The organism is Streptomyces sp. 11x1 (assembly GCF_032598905.1).
Lineage (GTDB): Bacteria > Actinomycetota > Actinomycetes > Streptomycetales > Streptomycetaceae > Streptomyces.
In genome coordinates this window covers 1,410,577-1,427,816 of record NZ_CP122458.1, presented here as the reverse complement: position 1 = coordinate 1,427,816, position 17,240 = coordinate 1,410,577, and the positions used below count along the sequence as shown (strand labels likewise).

Genomic DNA, 17,240 nt, shown 5'->3' with positions numbered 1-17,240 from the left:
CCCGGGGCCGGTGGATCCGTGGCCTACGCTGAACGTGTGAGCGGAACCGGGAAGGTGGTACGCGGGGTGCGGGCAGAGGCCGCGAGCGGCACGGGAAGCAGTGCGCACGGCGGGAGCGAGGAGGGCGGGCAGGCGGTCAAACGGCCCAGTCAGCCGCCGTCGCAGACGCTCGTCCGGGGTCTCGCCGTCCTGCGGGCCGTCGCCCACCAGCCCCGCGGACTGACGGTCGCCGAGATCGCCGCCCGGACGGGGCTGCACCGGACCGTCGTCCACCGTCTCGCGGGCACGCTGGCCGTCGAGGGGTTCCTGGCGAGGAGTGCGGACGGCGCGTACGTGCCCGGCGGGGAACTCCATACGCTCGCGGGCTCCTCCCGGCCCACCCTCGCGGAGTTCGTCCAGCCGCTGCTGCAGCAACTCGCCGACCGCTACGGCGGTACGGCGATCCTGTTCTTCCCGGAACCGGACTGCGTCGTCGCCGTAGCCACGGCTGTCCCTCGGAATGCCGACTACCACCTCGCCTACCGCAAGGGCTCCCGTCAGCCGCTGGACCGCGGGGCCGCGCCGTGTGCGATCCGCGCCGGACGGGCCCCCGCCGACGACGACCCGGAGGCGGTACGGGATGCGCGCCGCCGGGGCTGGGTCACGAGTCATGGCGCGGTCGAGCCGGGTGCCCACGCGGTCGCGGCGCCGCTGGCCCGGGGAGGGGACGTGCTGGACGCCTGCGTCATGTTCGTCTCGCACCGCCAGGACCGCGTCGACGAGGCCACGCCGGACGTGGTCTCCGCCGCGCACTCCGCCCGGGCGTTCCTGCTCGGGTCGCGGTAGGCCGCCGCCCGGCTCCTTCTTCTCGGTCAACGGCCGCCCCCGTCGCAACAGTTCGGTGGGGGCGGCCTCCTTTGCGTCCGGCGGGTCTTGACACCCACCACCAGCCACCACACCATGTGCTACCAACAAACGTACAGCATGTACGAATATCGCACAGTGGTGAAAACTGGAGGCTGATCGGGATGACAAGCCCTGATCGCACCACCCTGGCCCACGGCCGCCTGTCCCTGATCGGCGTCCTCACTCAATCCATCGGCTTCATGGGGCCGGTCTTCTCGGTCGCGGCCCTGCTGCCCCTGGTCGTCGGCCTGTCGGCCACTGGGCGCGGCGCCGGCGTCGCCACCCCCGTCGCGATCGCCATCGCCGGCATCGGCATCTGTGGAGTCGGATGGGTCATAGCCCAGTACGCGAAGCGGATCCATCTGTGCGGTTCGCTCTACGAGTACGTGAGCGACAGCGCCGGCCCGCGCGTCGGCGTGGTCGCCGGATGGCTCTACTACGGCGCCATGATGGTGCTGGGGGCGTCGACCTTCCTCGTGCTGGGCGGACTCACCCAGACCTGGCTCCTCAACTCGCTCTCCGTCGACGTGCCGTGGTGGCCCCTGTCGCTGGGCTACGCCGCCCTCGTCGTCGCCCTTCTCGTGGTCGGCGTCCAGGTGTCCATCCGGGCGCAGCTCTTCCTCGCCCTGGTCACCATGGTCGTCGTCCTTGTGTTCTCCCTGGTCATCGTCTTCCGGGTCGGCGGCAGCAGCCAGGGCCTGTCCGTCGAACCCTTCGACCCGTTCTCGGTGGGAGGTCTGGACCTCCTCTACGGCGTGCTCTACGGCATCAACATGTTCATCGGGTTCGAGTCGGCGGCCAACCTGGCCGAGGAGACCGAGAACCCCAGGCGCCACGTGCCCCGCGCGGTCATGTGGTCGATCAGCATCGTCGGGGTCTACTACCTGATCGTGGCGTACGCGCAGGCTCTGGGCTTCGGCCTCGACGCGCAGGCGTGGAAGGACAGCGTCTTCCCGCTGGAGGCCCTGGCCTCCGGCAAGGAGTACGGGTCCGACGGCTTCGGGACCTTCATGGGGATCCTGATCATCTTCGACGTCCTCGCGGTGGCGATCGGTGTCGGCGTCGCGTCCAGCAGGGGGATGCTCTCCATGGCCCGCAGCGGCCGACTGCCCTCGGAGCTGGCGAAGTTGCATCGCCGGTTCCTCACCCCCGTATGGGGCTGCGCCCTGTTGGGTGTGTTCGCTTGTGTGGCCATCGTCGCCGTCCGTGTCGGCGACGGCATCTTCCCGCGCGAGACCGCTCAGCCCGGTGTCCTGCAACCGCAGTGGTCGCCGGCGTTCACCTGGATGGCCGGCTTCGGCGGCACCGGCCTCGCGCTCATGTACATGATCGTCGCCGCACTCGGCGTGAAGGGCCTGTGGCCGTACGTCAACCGTGCCAAGCTCCTCGTCGCCGGCAGCGTAGGGGCCCTGGTGGCGGCAGGCGCGGTGTTCGGCGCCGTCTACAAGGCGCAGAGCCCCCTCGACACCGTTCCCTGGGCCCTTCTCGCCTGGGTGGCACTCGGCGCGGTGTGGTCCTTCTTCATCCACGGAAGGTCCTCCCGGCAGGGAGGCGTCGCCGACGAGCCGGCGCGCAGATCGAGTGAGGTGACCACAGGATGACGGCGCCCGCATCCGCCACCCCGCCCCATCCCGCGCATCCAACCCCCCGACCGGCAGGAGGAACGGCAGTGACCACCACGACGTCGCACCCGTACGATCCGCTCAGCTCCAAGGAGACGGAGCAGGCGGTCGGCGTGGTGCGCGCCGCTCAGGCGGAGCGGACCGCGATCAGGTTCCCGCTGATCCGGCTGGACCTTCCCGACAAGCAACAGGTACGGGAGTACGACCCCGCGCAGCCGATTCCCCGGGTGGCCTTCCTCGTCGTCTACGACCCCGAGGCCGGCGCCATGTTCGAGGCGCGGGTCGATCTCACCGACGACAGCCTGGTCTCCTGGGAACATCTCCCCGGCAGGCAGCCCCCCATCATGATCGACGAGCTGATGGCACTCGACGAGATCATCAAGAACGACCAGGCCGCGGTGGAGGCCCTGGTACGGCACGGTGTCGACGATCTCTCGCAGGTGCAGTTCGACCCCTGGTCGACCGGCACGTTGCCGATCGAGGGGGTGGACGCACGACGACGAGTGATCCGGGCGACCGCGTACGTCCGCCACTTCACCGAGGACAACGGCTACGCCAGGCCCGTCGGGAACCTCGTCTTCGTCATCGACGGCGACGCCCGTTCGGTGGCGGCCATCCAGGAGGGGGATCCGCTGCCGCTTCCGCCGGAGAGCGGGAACTACGACCCGGCCAGTGTCGGTCCGTTGCGCGACGACCTCCGCCCCATCGAGATCACCCAGCCCGAAGGCCCCTCCTTCACGGTGTCCGGCCATGTGATCGAGTGGCAGCGGTGGCGGCTGCACGCCCACATCGACGTGGTGGAGGGGCTCGTCATCAGCGATGTCTCCTACCAGGACGACGGGCGCCGACGCCCGATCCTGCACCGGGCCGGCATCAGCGAGATGGTGGTGCCCTATGGCGACACCAGCGACGACTTCTTCTTCCGGAACGTCTTCGACGCGGGTGAGTACAGCCTGGGCAAGACGGTCGGTTCGCTCAGTCTCGGCTGCGACTGCCTCGGCGAGATCCGGTATCTCGACGCCGTGCTCTCCGACGAGTCGGGCACCGCGCACACCGTCACCAACGCCATCTGCCTCCACGAGGAGGACTACGGGATCCTCTGGAAGCACTGGGACTTCCGCTACGTCCCGCAGGCGGAGGTCAGGCGTTCCCGGCGGCTGGTCGTGTCGTCGATCCACACGATCGGCAACTACGAGTACGGCTTCTTCTGGTACTTCTACCTCGACGGGACGATCCAGTTCGAGGCCAAGCTGACCGGTATCGTGCAGACCCGGGCCGTCGCCCCCGGCGAGAAACCCGCCTACGGCACGCTCGTGGCGCCCCAGCTGGACGCGCCCAACCACCAGCACCTGTTCAACATGCGCCTGGACATGGAGGTCGACGGGCCACGCAACACGGTGGTGGAGGTCGACGCGGTGGGTCTGCCGATGGGGCCGGACAACCCGTACGGAAACGCGATCGTCGCCCGCCGGACCGAGATCACCAACGAACGCGACGGCCGCCGCATGTGCGACCCGTTCACCGCACGCACCTGGAAGATCACCAACCCCGGCGTACGCAACCGCTTCGACGAGCCGGTCGCCTACAAGCTGGTGCCCTTCGTGGGGCCGACCCTGCTGGCCGCCCCCGAGAGCGATCTGGCGCGGCGCGCCGAGTTCGCGCGGGCGCACCTGTGGGTGACCCGGTACAGCCCGGACGAACTGCACGCGGCCGGCGACTACCCCAACCAGCACCCCGGTGACGGCATCGGCACCTGGATCCGGCAGGAGCGTGATCTCGTCGACACGGACGTGGTGTTGTGGCACACCTTCGGCACCTCGCACCTGCCACGCCCGGAGGACTGGCCCATCATGCCCTGCGACTACGTCGGATTCGCGCTGAAGCCGGTCGGATTCTTCGACCGCAACCCCTCGCTGGACGTACCGCCCCCGCCGGGGCACGGGAGGACGCACTGCCACTGACCGGGGCGGCCGCGGGGTCGGGGGGTGTCAGCGCCCGACGGCCTCGGGGCCGGCTGTGCCGACCAGCTGCGTCGCGGCGGTCCCGGCCGCCTCCGTCACCAGATGCGGGACCCGGTCGTCGACGAGCTTGAGGCCGAGCTGCACCACTCCGAGGCTCGCCGTCGACCAGTCCGAGACCCGGATGGGGGCGGCGATGCCGATCGCGCCCTCCTGGATCGAGCCCACGCTGACCGCGTAGCCCCGGCGGCGGGCCTCGCGGACGTGCTCGGTGTCCGCCTCGGAGTCCGGCCGGCCGGCGAGGATGGCGATGCCGTCCGCGCCGACGGTCAGGGCGTGCCGGGCGCCCTCCCGCATGGCGAGGTGCATGGTCGAGTTCGGTGGTTCCGCCGTCAGCAGGATCAGGGCCTGGTCGCCGTCGGCGACACTCAGCAGTGCCGTGCTGTTGGTCTGCTCGCTGAGCCGTCGCAGGATCGGCAGGACGGTGGCCTGCAGCCGTGGTTTGAGCTGTCCGGCCAGTTCGGCCACACCGAATCCGAGGATGTACCGGGTGCCGAGGCGGGCGACGAGGTTGTGCGCCTCCAGAGTGCGCAGAAGACGGTAGACGGCCGCCCGGGCGATCGTCAGCTGCTCGGCGAGCTCCGCCGCCGTGAGGCCGTCGGCGTTGCGTGCGAGCAGCGACAGCACCGTCAGCCCGCGGTCAAGAGTCAGGGACGTTTCCCCGCCGGTCGCCGCCACGATCTTCTCTCTCCTCCTGCTACCGAGTGCCGCACATCATGTCACGGCGCCGGGAACGGCTCGGTGACGCCGACCCCTTGACCCGGCGTCACCCTCTCCCTATGGTTTCGAATATCGTCCTCATAGAACGGTAATCGTACATGCTCATGCGCGCAGAGGCCGAACGGCTGGTCACCACCGTTCCCACGGAGCCCTACCTCGCCGGGCGATGGGACAGCAGTCAGAGCACCGAAACCTTCGACGTGATCGACCCGGTCACCGAACGCCGGCTCACCACCGTGGCCGCGGCGGGGGCCCGTGAAGTGGAACGGGCCGTGTCGCACGCCCGGACCGCGATGGACGAGGGAGAGTGGGGGAGGACCGAAGGAAGCGTCAGGGCGGTCCTGCTGCACCGCCTGGCCGACCTGATCGAGGCCCGGAGCGAGGAGTTCGCGACGCTGGAGTCGCTGGACATCGGCAAGCCCGGTTTCGAACCGCGGGCGATCGACCTCCCCCAGACGATCCAGACGTTCCGGTACTTCGCCGGCTGGGCCGACAAGGTGGAGGGCCGCTCAGTCCCGACGTCCTCCTACATGGGACGGCCCACACACAGCTACACCGTCCGCGAGCCGGTCGGGGTCGTCGCGGCCATCACGCCCTGGAATTCACCGACGATGATCGGGGCGTGGAAGATCGCGCCCGCGCTCGCCGCGGGCTGCGCCGTCGTCCTCAAGCCTCCGGAGGACGCGCCCCTCACCTCCCTCCTCCTCGCGTCGCTGATCGAGGAGGCAGGCTTCCCGGCCGGGGCGTTCAGCGTCCTTCCCGGACTCGGCGCGGTGACGGGGCAGGCGCTCATCGACCACCCCGGCGTGGACAAGATCTCCTTCACCGGCAGCCCCGAGACGGGACACAAGGTGGCTCTGGCCGCCGCGAAGGGGTTCCGGCGCACGACCCTGGAACTCGGCGGAAAGAGTCCCCAGATCGTCTTTGCCGACGCGGATCTCGACGAGGCCGCGCAAGGGGTGACGGTCGGCATCTTCGCCAACCAGGGCGAGGTGTGCGCCGCGGGCAGCCGCATCCTGGTCGCTCGTTCCGTGTACGACGAGTTCCTGGAGCGCCTGGTGGAGCGGGCCCGTGCCACCAAGGTCGGCGACCCGTTCGACGAGGGCACCACGATGGGCGCGCTGATCAACGCCCGGCAGCTGGGCAGGGTCTCCGAGTACATCGCGGCCGGGGTCGACGAGGGCGCCCGCCTGATCACCGGGGGCGGCCGGCCGCACTCCAGGGGCTTCTTCGTCGAGCCGACCCTGTTCGCCGACGTGGACAACGCCATGATGATCGCCCGGAGGGAGATCTTCGGGCCCGTGGGCGCCGTGATCCCGTTCGACACGGAGTCCGACGCGATCACAATGGCCAACGACAGCGACTACGCGCTGGCCGCCACCCTGTGGACCGCCGATGTCAGCCGGGCCCATGTGGTCGCTCGTCAGGTGAAGGCGGGTGCCGTCGCGATCAACGGCTGGGCGCCGCTCGACCCCCGCGTGCCCTGGGGCGGTTCCCGGCTCAGTGGCCAGGGGCGGGAACTGGGCTGGGCCGGCATCGAGGCCAACACCGAGGAGAAGACGGTCACGGCCGTCCTCTCGTACACGCCCGACAAGTGAGAGCGCGCTCCTCCGCGCGCCTTCCCCTGACCGTCCGCCCTGTCACCGTCGACCGCCCTGTGGTCGTCCACTGCCTCCAGGAGGGGTTCTCCGTGTCAGCTCATGTCTTGGTCGTGTACTACAGCGCGACGGGGTCCGTGCATCGGCTCGCGCGAGCGGTGGCCGAAGGCGCCGAGTCGTCCGGTGCCGAGGTGCGGCTGCGCAGGGTCGCCGAACTCGCGCCCGACGAGGCGATCGCGGCGAATCCGGACTGGGCGGCGCATCACCGGGAGACGGAGTCGACCGTTGAGGTGGCCGAGCTCGCCGATCTGGAGTGGGCCGACGGATACGCCTTCGGCACCCCTACGCGGTACGGCGCTCCTGCGGCGCAGCTGAAGCAGTTCATCGACACCGCCGGAAGTCTCTGGCAGGAGGGGAAGCTGGCGGACAAGCCGGTGACGGCCTTCGTCTCCTCGGCGGAGCGGCATGGCGGCCAGGAGTCGACGATCCTGTCCCTGAACAACGTCTTCTACCACTGGGGCGCGGTCATCGTCCCGCTCGGCTACACGGACGACGCCGTCTACGCGTCGGGCGGCAACCCGTACGGAACGTCATGGCCCGCCGGCTTCCCCTCGATTCTCCCGGACGAGACGGCGCTGGCCTGCGCCCGCTTCCAGGGCGCCCGGCTGGCCCGGTTCACGACCCTACTGGCGGGCTGACCCCGCCCACGGCCCCCGGGCGGTGGTCCGACCTTCCGCAGCGGGGCCCGTCCCGCCCTGAAGGCGCAGCCGCTCCCCGGCCACGGCTGCCCCGGCCCGACAGCGCCTGCAACGCTGTGTGGCCCCTCACTGGCTGTGCCGGGACATGTTGATGGAGCCGTCCGGTGAGCGGCTGTCGAAGTGGACGACGTACACCGGCCGCCCGTGGGGCGCGTCCGCCGAGTACGTCGTGGCGATGATGTCGAGATGATGAGGTGACTGATTCCAGGGGACTCGGGTCCCACTTGAGCCGCACTTCGGCCTTCCTCACGCCCCGGCTGTCGCTCACCGGATTGCAGCCTTTCCCCATGCCGGGCCATCGCGGGCCGACCCCTCATGGTCAAGTATGGCTCTCGGTCGACCTGTTGAAGCCCTGTGCGGCACGTTCCTTCGGGCTCCGTGGGCGGCGTTCTGTCCGTTGTGGTTCCTCGCGCAGTTCCCCGGGCCCCTTGCGGGGCACGGGTGTTCGCCGTGTTCAGCGGGGCGCCGTCGTCAATGAGTCGGGGTCCAGGCCCAGTTCGTGGGCCAGGGCCCGGTCGGCCCATTCCTGGGCCCTGGTGCGGGAGACGGCTCCTTCGTAGGAGGTCATCTGCACCGCCAGGCCGTCCAGGAGAGCGGTGAGGCGAAGGGCGGACGCCGTGGGGTCCGGGCAGTGGAACTCCTCGGCGGCCACACCCGCCTCGATGACCTCGGTGAGAGCCGCCTTCCACTGGCGGTCCAGATCGCGGGTGACCTCGCGCAGCGCGGGGTCGCGCAGGGACGCGGCCCACCCCTCGATCCACAGCCGCCAGCCCTTGGCCTGGCCGGTGGGGGCGTACCAGCGGACGGCCGCCCTCAGGCGGCGCAGGGCCGTGGTGCGGCGGCCCAGGAGCTTGCGGAGGTGGGCCAGGTCGTCCTCGGCGGCATGGCGGAAGGCCTCGGCCACCAGGCGTTCCTTGGTGGAGAAGTGGTAGAGGACCAGGGCGTTGCTCACCCCGAGGACGGCGGCCACGTCGGCGATCCGTACCGCCGCGACGCCCCGCTCCTCGATCTGTTCGATGGCGGCCCGGAGCAGCTCCGCACGCCGCTCGGCCACGCTCAACCGCACCCTGCCCACGTGGCAACCCTACCCAGGCCTCCGAGTGCCGCCGCAGGCTTCGAGCCACGCCGGCGCGGGCGGGGACGTCAGCGGTGCCAGCCGAAGCGGTCCGTGATCGCCGGGACGCGGTCGGCTGCGATGGCGTGGGCGGCGGCGCGGGGCGTGATGCCCTCGGTCTCGGCCCGGGTGAGCATCAGGTCGACGAGGGCGCGCATGGAACGGCGGGTGTGCGTGAACGCCTCGTCGGCGGTGGGGCCGATGTCGCCGAAGAGGGTCCACCACCACCAGGCGTTCGTACCGGAGTTGACCACCACGTCGGGCAGCATGGTCACACCGCGGGAGGTGAGCGCCTCCTCGGCCTCGGGCAGCACGGGCATGTTGGCCGCCTCGACGATCAGCCGGGCGGTGACGAGGTGGTGGTTGGTGGTGTCGATCGCGTAGGAGACGGCCGCGGGGACGAGCACGTCGGCCTCGGTGGCCACCCAGGCGTCGGCGGGGGTCTCCCGGTCGCTGGGCCGCAGCGCGGCGCGGTCGATCGTGCCGTACGGGTCGCGCGCGGCGAGCAGGGCCTCGACGTCCAGTCCGGCGGGGTTGGTGACGGTGCCCTTGATGTCGGCGACCGCGACGACCGTGAGGCCGGCGCGGGCGAGGAAGCGGGCGGTGGCGCCGCCCATGGTGCCCAGGCCCTGCACGGCGACCCGGGTCCCGGCGTGCGGCGTACCGGTCCGGTCGAGGGCGGTGAGCACGGACTCGGCGACACCGCAGCCGCCCACCAGTTCGTCGAGGCCGATGCCGTCCACCTGGACGGCGAAGGCGTCCGCGAGGCGTCGCCGGGCCGATCCCTCGTCGTCCAGGAGGGGGTACACCGCCTGGACCGTCGACACCAGGCCCGCCTCGCCGGCCGCGCGGTCCACCAGGTCCTGGGCGAGACCGAGGTCCTCGCCCGTGGTCCAGAAGCTCTCGATGTACGGGCGCATCGCGCGCAGGTAGCGCACCAGGACGCCGTAGGCCTCCGGGTCCCGGGGGTCGCAGTCGATGCCGCCCTTGGCGCCGCCGAGCGGGACGTACCGGCCCTCGGGGGCGTAGTGCAGTGCTTCCTTCATGGTCATGCCGCGCGCGAGCCCGGCGACCTCGTCCAGCGTGCAGCCGGGGCGCATCCGCAGGCCACCGCTGCAGACCCCGCGCACCAGCCGGTCCACGACCAGGAAGCCCCGTCGGCCCGTTACGTGGTCGGTCCAGGTGAGCGACATGAAAGGGCTGATGGTCATGGGGCTCCCCGGGAACAAAAGGATCTACTGAATAGTTGGTCAGTATTGCATCGCGCGGGGACAATCGGACCCGGCGCGGTCGGAGGGGCGGACCATAATGGGATGCCTGAGCGAATCCACCTGGAGGTGCCGTGTCCGGTTCCGGATCCCGTTCTCTGAGCTCGGGGCTGCGCGCAGTGCGGCCCGCCGCCTTCGGCGCGGATCCGAGCGGCGCCCGATTGGAGCGGATCCGCAGATCCCCGCATTTCGCGAACGGGGTCTTCGTGAACCCCGACGGCGCCCAGGTCCGCCCCTCCGGGGGTGCCGCCGTGGAAATGGCGAAGAGCTACTTCCGCAAGGACGAGAGGGTGCGGCGGGCCCCGGCGGGGCTGATCCCCGTGCACTCCACGACCCTCGCCGACGTGGCCAGGCCCCCGGCGAGCGGGCTGCGGACCACCTGGATGGGACATTCCAGCGTGCTCGCCGAGATCGACGGCCACCGGGTGCTCTTCGACCCGGTCTGGGGTGAGCGCTGCTCCCCGTTCGCCTTCGCCGGGCCCAAGCGGCTGCACCCCGTGCCGGTGCCGCTGGCCGCGCTCGGCCCGGTCGACGTCGTCGTCATCTCGCACGACCACTACGACCACCTCGACATGCCCTCGATCAAGGAATTGGCGGGCACGGACACGCTCTTCGCCGTGCCCCTGGGCGTCGGCGCCCATCTGGAGCACTGGGGGGTCTCCGCGGACCGGATCCGCGAGCTGGACTGGCACGAGGACACCAAGGTCGGCGGCCTCACCCTGACCGCGACCCCGGCGCGGCATTTCTGCGGCAGGGGCCTGCGCAACACCCAGCACACGCTCTGGGCCTCCTGGGTCGTCGCCGGTGAGGAGCACCGGATCTACCACAGCGGCGACACCGGGTACTTCGAGGGCTTCAAGGACATCGGCGCCGCGCACGGCCCGTTCGACCTCACCATGATCCAGGTGGGTGCCTATTCGGAGTATTGGCCCGACATCCACATGACCCCCGACGAGGGACTGCGGACCCACCTCGACCTGCAGGGCGGCGAGCCCGGCGGGGTGATGATGCCGATCCACTGGGCGACGTTCAACCTGGCGATGCACGCCTGGGCCGAGCCGGGCGAGCGCATGATGTGGGCCACCCACGACGCGGGGGTCACGATGGCCGCGCCGCGGCCGGGGGAGCCGTTCGAGCCGAAGAACACCCCGCCGGTGGATCCGTGGTGGCGCGCGGTCTCCCAGCAGCCGGTCGGCGGCTGGGCCGCCTGGCCCCCGGTGGGGGAGCGGCTGGACCTGGTGGCGGAGGGCTGAGAATCCGGTCGGGAATTCTCCCGACAGGGTGATTTTTCGATGGACGCAGAGGGCCGGGGAGCACTGTGCTCCCCGGCCCTCTGCGTCTCTTACCGACCCATTCTGAGCGACTCTGATCGAAATTCGAGCGGAAAAGGAATCCGACAGGAACAAGCCTCCGAAGAATTATCGGACTTTCGCGCGAAGCCTCATACCAGAGCGGGACGCATTACGGCGGTCTTTGTCAACTGCGCACCGCACATGACGCGTTGGCGACTACTGTGAGTTGCCGTCGGGCGACGCTGTGCCGAATTCTTCGACTCTCGCGACCGACACGCGAGGGCGCACGCCCGAGTCGCCCGGACGCGGCACCCCCCACACCCAGACGGACCAGTACGAGGACGCTGATGTCTCACCTTCGCGCACCGGCCGCCCGCGCAGACCGCCGTGAGGGCGGGCGGCACGGGCGATCGGCCACCCGCGCCGCCGTCCCCTCACTGCCCGAGATCCACATACGGCCACAGCTGGTGCGCCTCGCGGTCCTGCCCCCCACCGCGGTCGCCCTCAGCGCCTGCGCCGCCGTCCTCTTCACCTTCCGCGCCGGCGGCGCCCGCCCCAGCCTCACTCTGTGGGCGGTCCTCGCCGGAGCCGCCGCCGTGGCCCTCGCCGGCATCGCGATCGGCGCCGTGGCCGCCGGGCGCACCGCCAAGTCCGTCCGCGAACGGCTGGGCGCCCTGCGTGAGGCCAGCAGCAAGGGCGAGGACGACCTGCGCTCCCTGGTCGACGCGCTCCGGCGCGGCGACCAGCCGCCCGCGCGCGGGCCCCGCGTCAGAACCGCCGCCGGCGCCGACGACTTCGAGCCGCTCGCCGCCGACCTCGCCCGCGCCCACGACAGCGCCGTCACCGCCGTCGTCCAGGCCTCCCAGCTCTCCAGCCACGCCGGCAGCGAACAGAAGCTCGAAGTCTTCGTGAACCTGGCCCGCCGACTCCAGTCCCTCGTCCAGCGCGAGATCTCCATCCTCGACGACCTGGAGAACGAGATCGAGGACCCGGACCTGCTCAAGGGCCTCTTCCACGTCGACCACCTCGCCACCCGCATCCGCCGTCACGCCGAGAACCTCGCCGTCCTCGGCGGTGCCGTCTCCCGCCGCCAGTGGAGCAACCCCGTCTCCATGACCGAGGTGCTGCGCTCCGCGATCGCCGAGGTCGAGCAGTACTCCCGGGTCAAGCTGGTGCCCCCCGTCGACGGCACCCTGCGCGGGCACGCCGTCGCCGACGTCATCCACCTCCTCGCCGAGCTCGTCGAGAACGCCACGGTCTTCTCCGCCCCGCACACCCAGGTCCTGCTCCGCGCCAATCTCGTCACCTCCGGCCTCGCCGTCGAGGTCGAGGACCGCGGTCTCGGTATGCCCGTCACCGAGCAGAACAAGATGAACGCCCTGCTCGCCGACCCTGACCAGGTAAACGTCGCCAGCCTCCTCCAGGACGGCCGCATCGGACTCTTCGTCGTCTCCCAGCTGGCCCGCCGCCACGGCATCCAGGTCCGCCTCCAGAGCAACATCTACGGTGGCGTCCAGGCCGCGTTCGTCGTCCCTCAGGGCCTCCTCGGCGGCGAACCCGACGACCTGCCGCACACCCACGCCGTCCCCGAGCAGAGCACCGGCACGCGCAGGCCCGCCGGGCCCCACCAGGCACCGGCCACCCCGCCCCAGCGGGCGTCCGCACCCGGCCCCGCCGACCGTCCGACGGCCGGCGGCCCCGCCCGCGCCGCCGACGCGCACGAGCGATCCGGCCGCCCGGCCCCCGCGCAGCCCGCACGTCCCGAGACCGGCCACCGCGCGGCGCCGAGCCCCGCACGCGCCACCGTGCCCCGACAACAGGGCCCCGGCCGGGGCGGCGTCCGGCAGGGCTCGGGCAGAAGCGGCACCGGACCGACCCCGCTGCCGGTACGCGGCGCCCGGGAGGACCGGCCCAACCCGGCCGAGGCCGTGCCCGGCATCCGCCCGGACGACCGGGGGACGGTCGCGGACAACGCCGGCACACCCCCGACCCCCCGGGTCGGCGGCGCCGTCCGCGGGACCATGGGCAAGCCCCAGCTGCCCCGCCGCCGCGCCCAGCAGCACATCGTGCCCCAGCTGCGCGGCGGCCCCGCGCCCACGCCCCGGCAGGACCCCGACCACTACATCGGCCACGACCCCGGGCTGATGGCCGCCTTCCAGCGCGGCATCGGACTCGCCGAGGCACGCCAGATGGAGAGCTCGGACTGGGACACCTCCACCCTGGACACGCCGCAGGTGGACATCGCCACTCCCACCGACTTCGGTTCCCGCGCGGACAGCGCTTCGCCCGCCGACTTCACCTCCCGCGCGGACATCGCTTCCCGCCCCGACTTCGCTTCGCGCGCGGACGTCGCCGCCCCGGGCGACTTCGCGTCCCCCGCGGACTTCTCACCGCCCGCCCCCGACGCCGCGTCCCGGATCGACACGGGACAGACGCGCACAGTCTCGAACACCGGCTACCCAGTCCCGGCCCCGCACGACGGCACGGGCGGCGCCGACGCACTCCACAGGGAGCTGGCCCACATGGACGCACCCCACAAGGACGCCGCGCAACCCCTGGGCGGACACCCCAGGGGCGGCGCCCCCATAGCCGTACCGCCGTCCGCCCTCGACGCGGCACACGACCTCACACCCCGGCAGGACGGGAGCACACCGGCCGGATGACCACCCCCCTCACCACCCCCACCACCACGGCCCCCACCCCCTGCGCTCCCGCAGACCAACGCACCCCAAGGAGTCGATCCACCATGGCGAGCGATGCGCCGACCGGCCATGTATCCGACCTCGACTGGCTGATGAGCGGCCTCGTCCAGCGTGTACCGCACACCACGAGCGCGGTGCTGCTCTCCTGTGACGGGCTGGTGAAGTCGGTCCACGGCCTGGACCCGGACAGCGCCGACCACATGGCGGCCCTGGCCTCCGGCCTGTACTCCCTCGGACGCAGCGCGGGCGTCCGCTTCGGCGACGGCGGCGACGTCCGCCAGGTCGTCGTCGAACTCGCCTCGACCCTGCTGTTCGTCTCCACGGCCGGTTCCGGCACCTGCCTCGCCGTGCTCGCCGGACGCGAGGCCGACGCCGCCGTCCTCGGCTACGAGATGGCGATGCTGGTCAAGAGCGTCCGCCCGTACCTGGTCACCCAGCCCCGGCAAGCCGTCGAACCCTCCGCGATGAGGCCTTGACCGTGCCCGCGGCCGGCGACGGACCCTTGTACGACGACGCCGCCGGGCGTCTGGTGCGCCCCTACACCGTCATCAACGGCCGGACCCGGCCGACCACCGCGCTCGATCTCCTCTCACAGGTGATGGCCACCGGGGCGACCCCCCTCGGCTATCTGGGCCCCGAGCACGCGACCGCACTCGACCTGTGCCGGGCACCCGTCTCGGTCGCCGAGATCGCCGCCCACCTCAAGTTGCCGGCGACGGTCACCAAGGTGCTGCTGTCCGACCTCGTCGACTGCGGAGCCCTCACCACCAAGCCCCCGGTTTTCCACCACAACCCGACAGACCGGTCTCTTCTGGAGGCAGTGCTCGATGGACTACGACGACAGCTCTGACCCCTTCCCCACCGCACTCAAGATCCTGGTGGCGGGAGGGTTCGGGGTCGGCAAGACGACCTTCGTCGGCGCGGTGAGCGAGATCGCGCCGCTGAGCACGGAGGAACTGCTCACCACCGTGAGCGCCGCGACCGACAATCTCGACGGCATCGAGAACAAGGTCGAGACGACCGTCGCGATGGACTTCGGCCGCATCACCCTGGACCCGCGCCATGTGCTCTATCTGTTCGGCACCCCCGGACAGCAACGGTTCTGGTTCATGTGGGACGAACTCTCCGAGGGCGCCCTCGGCGCGGTCATCCTCGCCGACACGCGCCGCCTGGAGGACTGCTTCGCCGCCGTCGACTTCTTCGAGCAACGCGGCCTCGGCTTCATCGTCGCCATCAACGAGTTCGACGGCTCCTACCGCTACGACGCCGACGAGGTGCGCGCGGCCCTCGACCTCGACCCGGAGATCCCCGTCGTCTGCTGCGACGCCCGGATCTCCAGCTCGGGCGTCCAGACCCTGCTCACCCTCGTCCGGCACCTCCTCGCCCACACCCCGGCGCAGCTGCCGAGCCACGGAGCCCACACGTGACGTACGACCCGCCGCGTCCGGTCGGACGGCTGCTGCTCACCCCCGACGACCCGGGCGCCCCCGAGCGCGTGGCGCGGCTGCGGATGCTGGGGATCGGCGCCTACGTCGAACCGGAGTTCGACGCCTTCGCGGACCGGCTCGCGGAGGTCGCCGCGGTGCCGTACGCGACGGTCAACTTCATCGACGAGGAACGACAGTTCTTCGCCGGCCTGCATGTGTCGGCGCAGCCCACGGCGGACACCACGGTGCTCGGTGTCGATCGTCGTCTCGCCCGCGACCACGGGTTCTGCCCCTATGTGGTGGTGCGCCGCAAGGGGCTCGTCCTCGAAGACGTCCGCGAGTACCCGAAGTTCGCCGGCAACCCCGTCGTCGACGACCACGGCATCCGCTCCTACCTCGGCGCCCCCCTCCTCGACCGTACGGGCATAGCCCTCGGCACGGTCTGTGTCATGGACGTCCAGCCGCGCTCATGGGGCACGGCGGGTCTGGAGACCATCAAGGCGATGGCCGCGCAGCTCGCCGCCCGGATCGAGGGACGGGAGGCGTTTCCGTAACGCCCGAGGGGAGGGCACTTCATGGCGGATCGGCGGTGCGGTCCACGGCGGATCGCTGCCGCGGGTGTGAAGGAAAGCTGCGGCGGAGCTTAAGAAAAGCTCGATGGACCCGGGGTATCGGTGTGCGGCAGATTGATCGGCGATTCCACCCCTCTCCCCGGTACGGGTCCGTTCGTCATGGGCCGTACCGGGGGCGCACCCACAGGAGCCGTAGCGTTGAAGGCGCTGGTCAAGGAGAAGGCGGAGCCCGGGCTGTGGCTCGTCGACGTCCCGGAGCCCGAGATCGGCCCCGGTGACGTCCTGATCAAGGTCCTGCGGACCGGGATCTGCGGCACCGACCTGCACATCCGGTCCTGGGACGGCTGGGCCCGGCAGACCATCCGCACCCCGCTCGTGGCCGGCCACGAGTTCGTCGGTGAGGTCGTGGAGACCGGCGGTGCCGTCACCGACATCCGGGTCGGCGACCGGGTCAGCGGCGAGGGCCACCTGGTGTGCGGCAAGTGCCGCAACTGTCTCGCAGGCCGCCGCCACCTGTGCCGGGCCACCGTCGGCCTCGGCGTCGGACGCGACGGCGCGTTCGCCGAGTACGTGGCCCTGCCGGCGAGCAACGTCTGGGTGCACCGCGTCCCCGTCGACCTCGACGTGGCCGCGATCTTCGACCCGTTCGGCAACGCCGTGCACACCGCGCTCTCCTTCCCGCTGGTCGGCGAGGACGTCCTGATCACCGGGGCGGGCCCCATCGGGCTGATGGCCGCCGCCGTCGCCCGGCACGCCGGGGCCCGCCATGTCGTGGTCACGGACGTCAGCGAGGACCGGCTGGAACTCGCCCGCAAGATCGGGGTCAGCCTCGCGCTCGACGTGCGGGAGTCGACCATCGCCGACGGCCAGCGGGCCCTCGGTCTGCGGGAGGGCTTCGACATAGGTCTGGAGATGTCCGGCAACCCCGCCGCGATGCGCGACATGATCGCCAACATGACGCACGGCGGCCGGATCGCCATGCTCGGACTGCCGTCCGAGGAGTTCGCAGTCGACTGGGCCCGCATCGTCACCTCCATGATCACCATCAAGGGGATCTACGGCCGGGAGATGTTCGAGACCTGGTACGCGATGACGGTCCTCCTGGAGGGCGGCCTCGACCTGGCCCCCGTCATCACCGGCCGCTACGGCTACCGCGACCACGAGGCGGCGTTCGCGGACGCGGCGAGTGGTGCCGGCGGCAAGGTCATCCTTGATTGGACTGCGTGAGCCACCGGCTTCCGGACCGCGTAGTCACCTGCTTCTT

15 protein-coding genes and 1 pseudogene are annotated in these 17,240 nt (G+C 71.2%); 12 read left to right on the top strand and 4 right to left on the bottom strand.

The window, feature by feature from the left end; genetic code table 11:
- Window positions 1-36 precede the first annotated feature (36 nt).
- From P8T65_RS06405 to P8T65_RS06395, 3 genes are all read left to right on the top strand, one after another.
- Complete coding sequence (locus P8T65_RS06405; protein ID WP_316724399.1) at window positions 37-825, top strand: helix-turn-helix domain-containing protein; 789 nt, start codon at window positions 37-39, stop codon at window positions 823-825.
- Between the two features lie 182 nt (window positions 826-1,007).
- On the top strand, window positions 1,008-2,486 hold the full coding sequence (locus P8T65_RS06400) for an APC family permease (protein ID WP_316724398.1): 1,479 nt from the start codon (window positions 1,008-1,010) through the stop codon (window positions 2,484-2,486).
- Between the two features lie 68 nt (window positions 2,487-2,554).
- Window positions 2,555-4,468, top strand: coding sequence for a primary-amine oxidase (locus tag P8T65_RS06395; protein WP_316724397.1), 1,914 nt, complete (start codon window positions 2,555-2,557; stop codon window positions 4,466-4,468).
- A gap of 27 nt (window positions 4,469-4,495) precedes the next feature.
- Here the strand turns inward: P8T65_RS06395 and P8T65_RS06390 are convergent, their stop codons facing one another.
- Window positions 4,496-5,203 carry a helix-turn-helix domain-containing protein gene (locus P8T65_RS06390; protein WP_316724396.1) on the bottom strand — a complete coding sequence of 236 codons (708 nt, stop codon included), beginning with the start codon at window positions 5,201-5,203 and terminating at the stop codon, window positions 4,496-4,498.
- Window positions 5,204-5,343: 140 nt separating this feature from the next.
- Between P8T65_RS06390 and P8T65_RS06385 the strand changes: the two genes are divergently transcribed.
- Both P8T65_RS06385 and wrbA read left to right on the top strand, forming a co-directional pair.
- Entirely contained in the window at window positions 5,344-6,843 is a 1,500-nt protein-coding gene (locus P8T65_RS06385) for an aldehyde dehydrogenase family protein (RefSeq protein WP_316724395.1), read from the top strand.
- 92 nt (window positions 6,844-6,935) lie between these two features.
- The gene (gene wrbA / locus P8T65_RS06380) at window positions 6,936-7,541 is read left to right on the top strand and encodes an NAD(P)H:quinone oxidoreductase (protein ID WP_230213850.1); all 606 of its coding nucleotides are present in this window, start codon (window positions 6,936-6,938) and stop codon (window positions 7,539-7,541) included.
- 129 nt (window positions 7,542-7,670) lie between these two features.
- Here the strand turns inward: wrbA and P8T65_RS06375 are convergent.
- The 3 genes and pseudogenes from P8T65_RS06375 to P8T65_RS06365 form a co-directional block, all read right to left on the bottom strand.
- Window positions 7,671-7,890 (bottom strand): annotated as a pseudogene (locus P8T65_RS06375) (TerD-family protein); the annotation flags it as partial.
- Window positions 7,891-8,055: 165 nt separating this feature from the next.
- Window positions 8,056-8,676: a TetR family transcriptional regulator C-terminal domain-containing protein gene (locus tag P8T65_RS06370; protein ID WP_316724394.1), complete on the bottom strand. Its 621-nt coding sequence runs from the start codon at window positions 8,674-8,676 to the stop codon at window positions 8,056-8,058.
- Window positions 8,677-8,744: 68 nt separating this feature from the next.
- On the bottom strand, window positions 8,745-9,926 hold the full coding sequence (locus tag P8T65_RS06365) for a Glu/Leu/Phe/Val dehydrogenase dimerization domain-containing protein (protein WP_316724393.1): 1,182 nt from the start codon (window positions 9,924-9,926) through the stop codon (window positions 8,745-8,747).
- A gap of 131 nt (window positions 9,927-10,057) precedes the next feature.
- On the opposite strand from P8T65_RS06365, the gene P8T65_RS06360 reads away from it, so the two are divergent.
- From P8T65_RS06360 to tdh, 7 genes are all read left to right on the top strand, one after another.
- Window positions 10,058-11,236, top strand: coding sequence for an MBL fold metallo-hydrolase (locus P8T65_RS06360; protein WP_316724391.1), 1,179 nt, complete (start codon window positions 10,058-10,060; stop codon window positions 11,234-11,236).
- Window positions 11,237-11,622: 386 nt separating this feature from the next.
- Window positions 11,623-13,938, top strand: a complete 2,316-nt coding sequence (locus P8T65_RS06355) for an ATP-binding protein (protein WP_316724390.1) — start codon at window positions 11,623-11,625, stop codon at window positions 13,936-13,938.
- Between the two features lie 83 nt (window positions 13,939-14,021).
- A complete protein-coding gene (locus tag P8T65_RS06350; RefSeq protein WP_184902050.1) occupies window positions 14,022-14,453 on the top strand; it encodes a roadblock/LC7 domain-containing protein in 432 nt (143 codons plus the stop codon).
- 2 nt (window positions 14,454-14,455) lie between these two features.
- The gene (locus tag P8T65_RS06345) at window positions 14,456-14,827 is read left to right on the top strand and encodes a DUF742 domain-containing protein (RefSeq protein ID WP_239760658.1); all 372 of its coding nucleotides are present in this window, start codon (window positions 14,456-14,458) and stop codon (window positions 14,825-14,827) included.
- Complete coding sequence (locus P8T65_RS06340; RefSeq protein WP_045556838.1) at window positions 14,805-15,404, top strand: ATP/GTP-binding protein; 600 nt, start codon at window positions 14,805-14,807, stop codon at window positions 15,402-15,404. The genes P8T65_RS06345 and P8T65_RS06340 overlap by 23 nt, the downstream gene beginning before the upstream one ends.
- A complete protein-coding gene (locus tag P8T65_RS06335; protein ID WP_316724388.1) occupies window positions 15,401-15,958 on the top strand; it encodes a GAF domain-containing protein in 558 nt (185 codons plus the stop codon). Before P8T65_RS06340 ends, P8T65_RS06335 begins: the two co-directional genes overlap by 4 nt.
- 216 nt (window positions 15,959-16,174) lie before the next feature.
- Window positions 16,175-17,203 carry an L-threonine 3-dehydrogenase gene (tdh, locus tag P8T65_RS06330; RefSeq protein ID WP_316724387.1) on the top strand — a complete coding sequence of 343 codons (1,029 nt, stop codon included), beginning with the start codon at window positions 16,175-16,177 and terminating at the stop codon, window positions 17,201-17,203.
- Window positions 17,204-17,240 lie beyond the last annotated feature (37 nt).

What these genes read in the sequence shown, in the direction of transcription:
- P8T65_RS06340 (WP_045556838.1), top strand. Translation starts at nt 14,805, where the DNA reads ATGGACTACGACGACAGCTCTGACCCCTTCCCCACCGCACTCAAGATC.
- P8T65_RS06400 (WP_316724398.1), top strand. Translation starts at nt 1,008, where the DNA reads ATGACAAGCCCTGATCGCACCACCCTGGCCCACGGCCGCCTGTCCCTG.
- P8T65_RS06355 (WP_316724390.1), top strand. Translation starts at nt 11,623, where the DNA reads ATGTCTCACCTTCGCGCACCGGCCGCCCGCGCAGACCGCCGTGAGGGC.
- P8T65_RS06350 (WP_184902050.1), top strand. Translation starts at nt 14,022, where the DNA reads ATGGCGAGCGATGCGCCGACCGGCCATGTATCCGACCTCGACTGGCTG.
- P8T65_RS06385 (WP_316724395.1), top strand. Translation starts at nt 5,344, where the DNA reads ATGCTCATGCGCGCAGAGGCCGAACGGCTGGTCACCACCGTTCCCACG.
- P8T65_RS06365 (WP_316724393.1), bottom strand. Translation starts at nt 9,926, where the DNA reads ATGACCATCAGCCCTTTCATGTCGCTCACCTGGACCGACCACGTAACG.